Annotated in this window: 7 protein-coding genes and 1 rRNA gene; 1 reads left to right on the top strand and 7 read right to left on the bottom strand. The window is 55.3% G+C overall.

Going from position 1 to position 13,032, the window contains the following annotated elements; genetic code table 11:
• Window positions 1-50: 50 nt before the first annotated feature.
• Together HV318_RS14900 and metH are read right to left on the bottom strand one after the other, a co-directional pair.
• Entirely contained in the window at window positions 51-1,682 is a 1,632-nt protein-coding gene (locus HV318_RS14900) for a Na/Pi cotransporter family protein (protein ID WP_182273363.1), read from the bottom strand.
• Window positions 1,683-1,797: 115 nt separating this feature from the next.
• Complete coding sequence (gene metH, locus HV318_RS14895; RefSeq protein ID WP_182273362.1) at window positions 1,798-5,481, bottom strand: methionine synthase; 3,684 nt, start codon at window positions 5,479-5,481, stop codon at window positions 1,798-1,800.
• A gap of 194 nt (window positions 5,482-5,675) precedes the next feature.
• On the opposite strand from metH, the gene iclR reads away from it, so the two are divergent.
• On the top strand, window positions 5,676-6,503 hold the full coding sequence (gene iclR / locus HV318_RS14890) for a glyoxylate bypass operon transcriptional repressor IclR (RefSeq protein ID WP_147430030.1): 828 nt from the start codon (window positions 5,676-5,678) through the stop codon (window positions 6,501-6,503).
• Between the two features lie 84 nt (window positions 6,504-6,587).
• Here iclR and aceK read toward each other — a convergent pair whose 3' ends face one another.
• From aceK to rrf, 5 genes are all read right to left on the bottom strand, one after another.
• Entirely contained in the window at window positions 6,588-8,339 is a 1,752-nt protein-coding gene (aceK, locus tag HV318_RS14885; protein WP_182273361.1) for a bifunctional isocitrate dehydrogenase kinase/phosphatase, read from the bottom strand.
• A gap of 48 nt (window positions 8,340-8,387) precedes the next feature.
• The gene (gene aceA, locus HV318_RS14880; protein ID WP_182273360.1) at window positions 8,388-9,692 is read right to left on the bottom strand and encodes an isocitrate lyase; all 1,305 of its coding nucleotides are present in this window, start codon (window positions 9,690-9,692) and stop codon (window positions 8,388-8,390) included.
• A 31-nt stretch (window positions 9,693-9,723) separates the two neighbouring features.
• Window positions 9,724-11,325 carry a malate synthase A gene (gene aceB / locus HV318_RS14875; protein ID WP_182273359.1) on the bottom strand — a complete coding sequence of 534 codons (1,602 nt, stop codon included), beginning with the start codon at window positions 11,323-11,325 and terminating at the stop codon, window positions 9,724-9,726.
• 270 nt (window positions 11,326-11,595) lie between these two features.
• Window positions 11,596-12,525, bottom strand: a complete 930-nt coding sequence (gene metA, locus HV318_RS14870) for a homoserine O-acetyltransferase MetA (RefSeq protein ID WP_182273358.1) — start codon at window positions 12,523-12,525, stop codon at window positions 11,596-11,598.
• Between the two features lie 347 nt (window positions 12,526-12,872).
• Window positions 12,873-12,988 (bottom strand): 5S ribosomal RNA (rrf, locus tag HV318_RS14865).
• Window positions 12,989-13,032: the final 44 nt, after the last annotated feature.

The following is a 13,032-nucleotide window of genomic DNA, read 5'->3' as shown; positions in this document are numbered from 1 at the left end:
TTAAAGAGTGTCACGCCTCGCAAAACGGTTTTGCGAGGCGCTTTCAGAGATTAATACTCATCCCGTTCGTCATCTTCGTCCGGCTGTTCCATCACGCTGTATGCTACCGCGCAGAACAACGAGTTCAGACGTTTCATGTCCCCCAGCAGCCCCAGGTGCAGGGAGCTGGTTTCGATACTTTGCACGTTTTGCTGATGCAGACGCTCAACGTGAGCATGCGAGTAGCGACGGTTGAGAATGCGGAAACGGTGTTTATTACGGCGCAGGCGTCGCGCGCTCGGCACGTCACTGGAGAAGAAGACCGACATCGCCAGCTTCAGGTTGCTCACCAGCTGTTCGTGCAGCGCTTCAAGCTCTTTTAAACCTTCACCCGAGAAGGCCTGCCGCGTGGCCAGCGATTTGTCGGCGATTTCACTGCCCATGCGTTCAACGATATCCGAAGCCTGTTCCAGGTTGAGCGACATTTCAATGATTTCTGCCCAACGACGGGACTCCTCTTCCGCCAGTTCATCCTGCGGAATACGTGCCAGATAAAGCTTGATGGCGGTGTAAAGCACGTTAATGTCGTCCGCTATCCTGCGCAGTTCTTTCTCTTCGCGCGGCTCACCGTGCATCACCTTTTGCAGCCCTTCAAGCATGGTTTCCATCGCATCGCCTATGCGCAGCGTTTCACGAGCGGCATTGGCAATGGCCAGCGCGGGAGTATCCAGTACCGTGGTGTCCAGATGCTTCGGTTTCAGACGTGCATCCAGTTCAGGCTCATCGCGGATAAGACGCTCGCAAAAACGGGCCATTGGCGCAACAAAAGGCACCATCGCCAGGCAACGCGTCAGGTTGTAGAAGACGTGGAAGTAAATAACCAGTTCCGCCTTCGGCAGCGGGAGGTTGTCCATCAGGTTCGCCAGCGTGTGAACAAAAGGCAAAATGATCAGGCTACCCACCAGCTTAAACAGCAGGCTACCAAGCGCCACGCGGCGAGCGGCGGCATTCGCGGCGCTGTTGTTCAGCATCGCCAGCAGTCCCGAGCCGAGGTTGGCACCGATAACCAGACACAGCGCCACCGGGAAGGAGATCACCCCTGCGGTGGTGAGCGTTGCAGTCAGCAAGACGGCCGCCAGGCTGGAGTAGCTGACGATGGCAAACACCGCGCCAATCAACGCATCCAGCATGATGTCACCCGTCAGCGAGGCGAAGATAACCTGCACGCCGTTGGCCTGAGTGATGGGGGTGACCGCCTGCACAATCAGTTCCAGCGCCAGCAGGATCAGCCCCAGGCCAATTGCCACGCGGCCAAGCTGTCCGGCGCGGGTTTGTTTACGACCGAGGAAGAAGATAACGCCGATAAAAATCAGCAGCGGCGACAGCCAGGAGAGATCGAAAGTCAGGATACGCGCCATCAGCGCGGTCCCCACATCAGCACCGAGCACGATAACCAGCGCCGGAGCCAGCGCCACCAGATCCTGTGCCACAAACGAGGTAACGAGCATAGTGGTGGCATTACTGCTCTGAACCAGCGCCGTCACACCGATGCCCGCACAGAAGGCAAGTGGCTTCTTCTCAACGCTGCTGCTGAGAACGGTACGTAAGCGCGCGCCAAATACGCGCATGACACCGGTACGGACAATATGCGTGCCCCATACCAGCAATGCCACGGCAGAGAGCAGGTGTAACAGAGTCAGCACGGAAGGGGGTTCTCCTTATCGTTATAGGTTTCCTTAGGTTCAGTATAAGGGTTTAAGCGTAAGAAAGAGACAGGGCACCCGATGCGTGCCCTGTTTGTTGTAAGGAAAAGTGACGTCAGTCGGCGTCGTAGCCCAGGTTAGGCGCTAACCAACGCTCGACTTCGGACACGCTCATGCCTTTGCGCAGGGCGTAGTCCTCGATCTGGTCACGCTGCAGCTGTGCCACGGCGAAGTATTTGCTGTCCGGATGGCTGAAGTACCAGCCGGATACAGACGCGCCCGGCCACATGGCAAAGGACTCGGTCAGTTTCATGCCGGTGTGCGCTTCCACATCCAGCAGCTTCCAGATAGTGCCCTTTTCGGTGTGTTCCGGGCAGGCCGGGTAACCCGGTGCCGGACGAATGCCCTGGTAGTTTTCGCGGATCAACTCCTCGTTGCTGAGGTTCTCATTCGCCGCATAACCCCAGTACACCTTGCGCACACGCTCGTGCAGGTACTCCGCAAAGGCTTCTGCCAGACGGTCAGCAATCGCTTTGACCATGATTTTGTTGTAGTCATCGTGTTGCGCTTCGAACGCATCCGCCAGCGCATCTTCTTCCAGACCACCGGTCACGGCAAATGCGCCGATGTAATCGGCTTTCCCGGAAAGTTTCGGTGCAACGAAATCGGCCAGGCAGTAGTTAGCAAAGCCCACTTTCTCGGTTTGCTGGCGCAGGTGACGGCTCACCGTCAGCACGTGCGTGCGGGTTTCATCGCGATAAATTTCGATGTCGTCCCCCACACGGTTTGCCGGGAACAGGCCCACCACACCGCGCGGGTTGAGGGTTTTCTCTGCACTCAGCTTATCCAGCATCTCGTTAGCGTCGTTGAACAGGCGCTGTGCCTCTTCCCCCACCACGTCATCTTCGAGGATGCGCGGATATTTACCTGCCAGCGACCAGGTCATAAAGAACGGTGTCCAGTCGATGTAGTTACGCAGCGTTTCGATGCTGGCGGTAACCTCCTGCACGCCCAGGCGATGCGCCACCGGTGGCGTATAGCTCGGCCAGTCAAACGCCAGATCGTTATCGCGCGCGGCCTGTAACGTAACCGGCGGCGTGCGGGGTTTTTTACGCGCGTGCTGAATACGAACGGTTTCGTACTCTTTGCGGGTGCGTGCCACAAAGTCATCGTGCTGTGTGGCGGAAAGCAGCGCAGAGACAACACCCACGGTACGCGAGGCGTTCTGCACATAGACCGTCGGGCCACTGTAGTTCTGCTCGATTTTCACCGCCGTGTGCGCTTTTGAGGTGGTCGCCCCGCCAATCAACAACGGAATGGTAAAGCCCTGGCGTTCCATCTCTTTTGCCACGTTGACCATCTCGTCCAGCGACGGTGTAATCAGCCCGGAAAGGCCAATCAGGTCAGCATTCACTTCGCGCGCGGTTTTGAGGATTTTATCCGCCGGCACCATCACACCGAGGTCGATAATTTCGTAGTTATTACACTGCAGCACCACACCGACGATATTCTTACCGATGTCGTGAACATCGCCTTTCACGGTGGCGATAACCATTTTCCCGTTGCTGGAGCCTTTCTCTTTGCTGGCCTCGATAAACGGTTCAAGATAAGCCACGGCCTGCTTCATCACGCGCGCGGATTTCACCACCTGCGGCAGGAACATCTTGCCCTCACCAAACAGATCGCCCACCACGTTCATGCCGTCCATCAGCGGACCTTCGATCACTTCTATCGGGCGTGTTGACTGCTGACGCGCTTCTTCGGTGTCCTGCTCGATAAACTCGGTAATGCCTTTGACCAGCGAATATTCCAGACGTTTTCTCACGTCCCAGGAACGCCACTCGGCCTGCTGAACGTTTGCCGCTTCATCGGATTTGCTGCCGCGATATTTCTCAGCCAGATCCAGCATACGCTCGGTGGCATCGTCGCGACGGTTGAGGATGACATCCTCCACCGCGTCGCGCAGCTCCGCAGGCAGATCGTCGTAAATCGCCAGCTGTCCGGCGTTGACAATCCCCATGTCCATACCGTTACGGATGGCGTAGTAGAGAAACACGGCGTGGATAGCCTCACGCACCGGGTCGTTACCACGGAATGAGAACGACACGTTCGAGACACCGCCGGAGATCAGCGCATGTGGCAGCTCGCGCTTGATGTCTTCACACGCGCCGATAAAGTCCTGAGCATAGTTGTTGTGCTCTTCAATCCCGGTCGCGACCGCAAAGATATTTGGGTCGAAGATAATGTCTTCCGGCGGGAAGCCCACCTCTTCGGTCAAAATATTGTACGCGCGACGGCAAATCTCAATTTTACGCTCACGAGTATCGGCCTGGCCTACTTCATCAAAGGCCATCACGACCACGGCGGCACCGTAGCGGCGCACCAGCTTCGCGTGGTGGATAAAGATATCGACTCCCTCTTTCATCGAGATGGAGTTAACAATGCCTTTGCCCTGAATACATTTCAGCCCTTTCTCGATGACTTCCCACTTCGAGGAGTCAATCATAATCGGCACGCGGGCGATGTCCGGTTCACCGGCGATCAGGTTGAGGAAACGCACCATCGCCGCTTCGGCGTCGAGCATCCCCTCATCCATATTGATATCGATAATCTGCGCGCCGCTTTCTACCTGCTGGCGAGCAACGTCCAGCGCTTCGCTGTATTTTTCTTCTTTAATCAGTCGCTTGAACTTCGCCGAACCGGTGACGTTAGTACGTTCACCCACGTTCACAAACAGGCTGTCGTCACCGATGGTCAACGGCTCAAGACCGGAGAGGCGGCAGGCGACAGGAAGCTCGGGCAGTTTACGCGGCGGCAGCCCGGCCACCGCATTGCTCATGGCAGCGATGTGCTCCGGCGTGGTGCCGCAGCAGCCACCGACGATATTCAGGAAACCGGACTCGGCCCACTCACGGATTTGCACTGCCATGGTGTCCGCATCCAGATCGTATTCACCAAAGGCATTTGGCAAACCGGCGTTCGGGTGAGCGGTGACGTAGCATTCAGCGATGCGCGAGAGTTCCTGCACGTACTGGCGCAGCTCATCTGGCCCCAGCGCACAGTTCAGGCCGAAGGAGAGCGCATCAGCGTGGCGCAGGGAGTTATAAAAGGCTTCAGTTGTCTGGCCGGACAGGGTACGGCCAGAGGCATCGGTAATGGTGCCGGAAATCATGATCGGCAGATCAACGCCCAGCGCCTCGAACTCCTCCTTCACCGCGTAAATTGCGGCTTTGGCGTTGAGGGTATCGAATACCGTTTCAATCAGGATCAGATCGGAACCGCCTTCCACCAGCGCTTTGGTCGATTCACGGTAGGCCGTGACCAGCTGATCGAAGGTGATATTACGAAACGCCGGGTCGTTTACGTCCGGTGAAATCGACGCGGTACGGTTTGTCGGGCCAAGAACCCCGGCCACATAGCGCGGTTTGTCCGGCGTGCGGGCCGTCCATTCGTCCGCGCAGGCGCGCGCCAGCTTCGCCGCTTCAAAGTTGATTTCCGCCGACAGGGATTCCATCTGGTAATCCGCCATAGCGATGGTTGTCGAGTTGAAGGTGTTGGTTTCAACGATATCCGCACCCGCTTCGAAGTACGCGTTGTGGATTTCCGCAATGACGTGCGGCTTGCTTAATACCAGCAGGTCGTTGTTGCCTTTCAGGTCACATGGCCAGTCGGCGAAACGCTCACCGCGGAAATCGTCTTCACTCAGACGATAGCCCTGGATCATCGTGCCCATGCCGCCGTCCAGCACCAGAATTCGTTCATTTAACTGCGCACGCAGTTGCTCTACTTTGCTGCTCACACTTGCTCCCGACAACGCTCAACCAGGCCAAAAGGCCAGCAATCCATACTGGCATAATCTCGCAGGGTGGAAAAGTCACACGGTGGTAACATGAGACATGTTCACTATCACTCATCCGATCAGTCAGGATTACGGTTGCAAAATCACCAAATAAAACGAAAATGATTTCCACGATACAGAAAAAGGAGATCGTCATGGTCGCGACCGTTCCCGCTAAACGCGGCAGAAAACCTGCTGCCACCACCGCCGCACAACAGGGCGGGCAGGTTCAATCGCTTACGCGCGGCCTGAAGCTACTGGAGTGGATAGCCGAGTCACACGGCAGCGTGGCCCTCACGGAGCTGGCACAACAGGCCGGATTACCCAATTCCACCACGCACCGCCTGCTGACCACCATGCAGCAACTGGGCTTTGTGCGTCAGGTTGGTGAGCTGGGGCACTGGGCAGTGGGCGCGCATGCGTTTATTGTCGGCAGTAGCTTCCTGCAAAGCCGCAATCTGCTGGCGATTGTGCACCCTATTCTGCGCAAGCTGATGGAAGACTCCGGCGAAACGGTAAACCTGGCCGTGCTGGACCAGAGTGACCACCAGGCGATTATCATCGACCAGGTACAGTGTACACAGCTGATGCGTATGTCAGCACCGATTGGCGGTAAGCTGCCAATGCACGCCTCCGGAGCAGGAAAAGCATTTCTGTCGCAGCTAAGTGAAGAGCAGGTCACGGGGCTGTTACACCGCAAAGGGCTGCATGCTTACACGCACGCTACGCTGGTTTCCCCCGTGCACCTGAAAGAAGATCTGGCTTTGACGCGTAAACGCGGCTATTCGTTTGACGACGAAGAACATGCGCTCGGCCTGCGCTGCCTTGCTGCCTGTATTTTTGACGAGCACCGTGAGCCGTTTGCCGCCATCTCCATCTCCGGGCCGATTTCACGTATGACCGATGACCGTGTAACCGAGCTGGGTGCGCTGGTGATTAAGGCGGCGAAAGAGGTGACGCTGGCGTATGGTGGAATTCGCTAGGGTGGTTTCCTGCCAACATTCGGACCGTAGGCCCGGTAAGCGCAGCGCCACCGGGCGATTAGGCTGCACTGCGGACTGATGCCATCACCCCGGCCCTCTCCCACTGGGTGAGGGTGAAAATCTGAAGCAAAACCTCTGTTTACGTCGGTAAGCATACACATCTTCCACGTGCCCGTTCTTAATCCGCGTTTGCAGCCCGCGCCAGTAGCTGGCGTGGAACAGGTCATCATGCATCTCTTCAAATAACGGCCCGATGCGCGGGTCAGCACACAGCCAGTGACGAAATTCCTCCGGAAACACGTCGCCGGGTGAAACGCTGTACCACGGTTCGCCAGACAGTTCATCTTCCGGGTAGCGCGGCGCTGGAATATCGCGGAAATTCACCTCAGTCATGTAGCAAATTTCGTCGTAATCGTAGAACACCACCCGACCGTGTCGGGTCACACCGAAGTTTTTAAACAGCATGTCACCCGGGAAGATATTGGCCGCAGCAAGCTGGCGGATGGCGTTGCCATACTCTTCAATCGCATCCCGCAAGACCTGGCCGTCTGACTGTTCCAGCCAGATATTGAGCGGCACCATCCGGCGCTCAATGTAGAGATGGCTGATCGCAATTTTATCGCCAAGATCGGTGATTTTCCCCGGCGCTTCCTGCAGTAATAACGCCATAAGCGCCGGAGCGATCTGCTGCTTATCCAGCACAAAATTTTCGAACTCCTGGGTATCGGCCATGCGCCCGACGCGATCGTGCTCTTTCACCAGCTGGTAGCAAGCGCGGACGTGAGCGGCGGTCATCTCTTTCTGCGGCGCGAATTTGTCTTTTATCACCTTAAACACACGATCAAACCCCGGCAGGGTGAACACCAGCATCACCATGCCGCGAATGCCAGGAGCTTCGATAAATTGCTCATCGGCGCTGGCAATATAGTGCAGATACTCCCGATAGCTTTCGGTTTTCGCGTGCTTCTGACAGCCAATTGCCATATACAGCTCGGCGGTGGTTTTGCCCGGCAGGATCTCCCGTAGCCACTCCACCAGCGCCGCAGGTAGCGGGGCGTAAACCATGAAATAGGAACGGGCGAAACCAAACACAATACTGGCTTCCGCGCTGGTCGTCAGGCAGGTATCGACAAACAGTTCGCCATCATCAGTACGGTGAATAGGCAGCAAAAACGGGACCGTGGCGGTTGGCGTCACCAGTTTCCCGACCAGCCAGGCCGCTTTGTTACGGTAGAAAAGCTCATTGGCGACCTGCAAGTGGCTGTGCCTGAGCTCCCCCTCACCAAAGGTTTCGTTGAGATGTGCGATGATATAGCCAATATCCCGGGCTTTATTCTGCCAGGGCAAACGCAGCGGCAAGTCCGTTAATATGCGGTGCAGCAGCGGCTCCCAGCCGTGATCGGGAAAGAAGTCTTTCGCCAGCGGGCGCGGAATCGTACGAAAACGGCGTTCCGGCTGGGAGCTGAAAATAAATAACCGCTCAGGAGATAGTGAGCGGTGGTCAAATAACCGGCAATAAACGGAGTTGAAAAAGCTCTCCGCAATCTCGAAGCGCGGGTAATCGGGTAACAAGTGGGTGTAATGCTCTTTCACCCGCAGTAAAAAAGCCGCATCAGGGTTTTTGCCGTCGGTAATGCAGCGCAGCTGCTCCACCACCAGGCCTACGTGGTGATCGTAGAGATGGATGCGCTGCTTCATAGCCTGCTGAACCGCATGCCAGTCGGCATGTTCAAAGCGCTGCTGCGCGCCAGATGTCACTTCCAGAAAACGTCCATACTGGGCATCGAAACCCTGCAGGATGGTTTGTGCGATCAGTAATTCCAGGCCACGCGACATACATTCCCCTTCACCCAACCCTCTCCCCGAAGGGAGAGGGGGACATCATCAGAACTGTGCTTCTTCGGTTGAACCCGTTAAGGCGGTTACGGAGGAAGCGCCACCCTGAATGATGGTGGTCACGTTATCGAAGTAGCCAGTTCCTACCTCCTGCTGGTGAGACACAAAGGTATAACCCTCTTTACCCGCGGCAAATTCTGGTTGCTGAACCTTCTCAACATAGTGCTTCATGCCTTCACCCTGCGCGTAAGCATGCGCCAGGTCGAACATGTTGAACCACATGCTGTGGATACCCGCCAGGGTGATGAACTGGTATTTGTAGCCCATATCGGACAGCTGCTGCTGGAAGCTGGCGATGGTTTTGTCATCCAGATTCTTCTGCCAGTTAAAGGACGGTGAGCAGTTATAGGCCAGCAGTTTGCCCGGGTATTTTGCATGGATGGCATCGGCAAAGCGTTTTGCCAGCGCCAGATCCGGCGTGGAGGTTTCGCACCAGACCAGATCCGCATATGGAGCATACGCCAGGCCACGGCTGATCGCCTGCTCAATGCCGGCATGAGTGCGGTAGAACCCTTCGCTGGTACGCTCACCGGTAATGAACTCGCTGTCATACGGGTCGCAGTCAGAGGTGATCAGGTCAGCCGCATCGGCATCGGTACGAGCAATCACCAGCGTCGGTACGCCGAGTACGTCAGCGGCCAGACGCGCCGCAACCAGCTTCTGAATCGCTTCCTGGGTCGGAACTAACACTTTACCGCCCATGTGTCCGCACTTCTTCACTGACGCCAGTTGGTCTTCGAAGTGAACGGCCGCTGCACCGGCCTCAATCATCGATTTCATCAGTTCAAATGCGTTCAGCACGCCGCCAAAACCGGCTTCCGCATCCGCAACGATCGGCAGGAAGTAGTCAGTAAAGCGCGGATCGTTTGGCTCAATGCCTGCCGCCCACTGGATCTGATCCGCACGACGGAAGGTGTTGTTGATCCGATCCACCACCGACGGCACGGAGTTTGCCGGGTAAAGAGACTGATCCGGATACATGCTGGAGGCCAGGTTAGCGTCTGCCGCGACCTGCCAGCCAGAGAGATAGACCGCTTCAATCCCGGCTTTCGCCTGTTGCAGCGCCTGGCCGCCGGTCAGCGCACCAAGGCTGTTGATGTAACCCTTTTTGGAACCGCCGTGCAGTAAGCGCCACATTTTCGCCGCGCCATTCTGCGCCAGCGTACATTCCGGGTTGACCGAACCGCGCAATTTCACCACTTCCTCTGCACTGTACGGACGGCGGATGCCTTCCCAGCGCGGTTGTGTCCACTCTTTCTGTAACTCTTCGATCTGTTGGGTACGGGTTTTCATGTGCAGATGCTCCATATTGTTATGTGGTGGATTACGCCAGCAGGCGGTAGCCTGGCAGGGTGAGGAAGTCGATTAAGTCATCTGATGTGGTGATTTGCTCCATCAGGCGTGCGGCATCATCAAAACGTCCGCTGCTGAAGCGGTGTTCGCCCAGCTCGTCCTGGATCACCCGCATCTCTTCGGCCAGCATCTGGCGGAACAAGGCTTTGGTTACCGGCTTGCCATTGCTGAGCGTTTTCTGATGGTGGATCCACTGCCAGATGGAGGTTCGGGAGATCTCCGCCGTAGCCGCGTCTTCCATCAGGCCGTAAATCGGTACGCAGCCGTTGCCGGAGATCCATGCTTCGATGTACTGCACGGCGACGCGGATATTGGCGCGCATGCCCTCTTCAGTACGTTCACCTGAACACGGTGCCAGCAGTTGCTCTTCCGCGGTTGGGGCATCTTCTTCGCGAGTGACAAACAGCTGGTTTTTGTTGTCGCCGAGTACGCGGTTGAAGACCTCCATCGCCGTATCGGCCAGACCTGGATGCGCAATCCACGTCCCATCATGGCCGTTACGTGCTTCCAGCTCTTTATCGGCTTTCACCTTATTGAGTACCTGGTTGTTACGCTCAACGTCTTTGCTCGGGATAAATGCTGCCATACCGCCCATCGCAAAGGCTCCACGCTTGTGGCAGGTTTTAATCAGCAAACGCGAATAGGCGCTAAGGAACGGTTTATCCATAGTGACAACCTGGCGATCCGGAAGTACCCGGTCAGCATGATTTTTCAGGGTTTTGATATAGCTGAAGATATAGTCCCAGCGTCCGCAGTTCAGGCCAACAATATGGTCACGCAGGGCATGCAGGATCTCATTCATCTGGAAGACAGCGGGCAGCGTTTCAATCAGCAGCGTGGCTTTGATTGTGCCGCGTGACAGATTGAAGCAATCTTCGGCGTAGCTGAAGACCTCGCTCCACCAGGCCGCTTCCTGCCAGGACTGGGTTTTTGGCAGGTAGAAATACGGGCCGCTGCCTTTTGCCAGCAGGTTTTTATGGTTGTGGAAGAAGTACAATGCAAAATCAAACAGGCTGCCTGGGATAGCTTCGCCGCGCCAGGTGACATGTTTTTCAGGCAGATGCAGACCACGCACGCGACAGATCAGCACAGCCGGATTTGGTTTGAGCTGGTATATTTTCCCGGCTTCATTGGTGTAGCTGATAGTACCGTTAACGGCATCACGCAGGTTGATCTGCCCGTCGATCACTTTGCGCCAGTCCGGTGCCAGAGAATCTTCAAAATCCGCCATAAAGACTTTGACGTTGGCATTCATGGCGTTGATCACCATTTTGCGCTCTACAGGGCCGGTGATCTCAACACGGCGATCCTGTAAATCGTCGGGAATACCACGGATTTTCCACTCACCGCGTCGAATGGAAGCGGTTTCCGAAATAAATCCAGGCAACTTTCCATTGTCAATTTCCTGCTGCTGGTGAATACGCGCTGCCAGCAGCTTATTGCGCTGTGGCGTAAAGCGGGTTACCAGCCCGGTCAGGAACTCGACAGCCTCTGCCGTCAAAACTTGCTGCTCCTGCTCGCCATACGGCTGGGTAAAGGCCAGTTCATCGACCGTCGTTGCCTGTTGAGTCATTACTCTGCTCCTCATCAAAGATCCAAAATCACGCTCCCAATGCGAACGAAAGATCGTTGTGTAGTTTTCGCTCAGCAAAATTAAGACTACTCATAATTTTTCTAAAATCAAAAACAATTTCCATTTTAATAATTAAATTGACGTAATCGATTGATTAATATGAATTTAAAGTTTCATTCATTGCTGAGTGTTATTTCGGAAATAAAAAAGGCACCCGAAGGTGCCTGATTTGAATAGCTGAAACGCTTTAGGATCGTTTAGTGCAGAAGATTACTCCAGTGTCGGATTCATGTGACGCAGATCGTATGGCGTTATTTGGTAGACGTAATAGTTGAGCCAGTTAGTAAACAGCAAATTGCCGTGGCTGCGCCAGGATGCTCCAGGCTTGTTCTGCGGATCGTTTTTTGGGAAATAGTTATACGGAACATCCGGGTTCAGACCGGCTTCAACATCGCGGAAAAATTCCGCAGCGAGAGTATCGGCATCGTATTCAGGGTGTCCGGTTACAAAGGCAATGCGCTTATCTTTGCTGGCAAACAGATAGGCATCTCCCTCTTCCGTTTCCGCCAGGATCTCAAGATCGGTGTAATCACGGATCAACTGTGCCGGAAAATCCGCATAGCGGGAGTGCGGGGCCAGGAAGACGTCGTCGAAACCGCGCGTCAGTAACGCATGAGGATGAAGAATGTGGTGTTCGTATACGCCAGAGAGCTTTTCAGTACGGGTTTGCTTCGGGATACCATAGAGAATATTCAGTGCGGCTTGTACCGCCCAACAGACAAACAGCGTGGAGGTCACGTGATCTTTTGCCCACTCCAGCACCTGTTTGATCTGCGGCCAGTAGGCAACATCATTAAATTCAACCAGACCCAGCGGTGCACCGGTGACGATCAGCCCATCGAAGTTTTCATCACGAATGTCGTCGAAGTTGCAGTAGAAGTTATTCAGGTGCTCGGATGGGGTATTACGTGACTCGCGGGCATCGATCCGCAACAGCTGAATATCAACCTGCAGCGGAGAATTCGAAAGCAGACGCAGGAACTGGTTCTCTGTTTCGATCTTTTTCGGCATCAGATTGAGAATAAGCACCTTCAGCGGGCGAATTTCCTGACCTGTAGCGCGTGAAGCCGTCATTACGAAGACGTTTTCTTCACGTAAGAAATTGACGGCTGGTAGCTCGTCCTGCACCCGAATCGGCATAACCTTATATCCTCACAGCATACGTATAAACGTTTAGACATCCAGACAGCTAACGATACCCAGAAATGAGCTGAATGTCGAGTCTGCAAGCGAAAGGTGAGAAAGTTTCAAGGAGGGGATCGCGAAAATCCAGAGCAAAAAACCCCGCACCTTCCGGTACGGGGTTCTTCTTAATTGATGCCTGGCAGTTGTATGCCGGGCTTCCTGCCCGGCACCCTGCGGGCAGCACTCCGTGCTGTGCAAATCCGCTCCCGGCGGATTTGTCCTACTCTGGAGAGCGCTCACCGACAAACAACACATAAAACAAAAGGCCCAGTCTTTCGACTGGGCCTTTTGTTTTAATTGATGCCTGGCAGTTCCCTACTCTCACATGGGGAGACCCCACACTACCATCGGCGCTACGGCGTTTCACTTCTGAGTTCGGCATGGGGTCAGGTGGGACCACCGCGCTAAAGCCGCCAGGCAAATTCTGTTAAATCTGTATCAAAGCTGAAAATATTCTGTCTC

This window comes from Enterobacter sp. RHBSTW-00901 (assembly GCF_014103115.1).
Taxonomy (GTDB): Bacteria; Pseudomonadota; Gammaproteobacteria; order Enterobacterales; family Enterobacteriaceae; genus Enterobacter; species Enterobacter cloacae_P.
The sequence above is the reverse complement of the archived record's forward strand: the minus strand, read 5'-3'. Positions and strand labels throughout refer to the sequence as shown.

What these genes read in the sequence shown, in the direction of transcription:
- iclR (WP_147430030.1), top strand. Translation starts at nt 5,676, where the DNA reads ATGGTCGCGACCGTTCCCGCTAAACGCGGCAGAAAACCTGCTGCCACC.
- aceK (WP_182273361.1), bottom strand. Translation starts at nt 8,339, where the DNA reads ATGTCGCGTGGCCTGGAATTACTGATCGCACAAACCATCCTGCAGGGT.
- aceA (WP_182273360.1), bottom strand. Translation starts at nt 9,692, where the DNA reads ATGAAAACCCGTACCCAACAGATCGAAGAGTTACAGAAAGAGTGGACA.
- aceB (WP_182273359.1), bottom strand. Translation starts at nt 11,325, where the DNA reads ATGACTCAACAGGCAACGACGGTCGATGAACTGGCCTTTACCCAGCCG.
- metA (WP_182273358.1), bottom strand. Translation starts at nt 12,525, where the DNA reads ATGCCGATTCGGGTGCAGGACGAGCTACCAGCCGTCAATTTCTTACGT.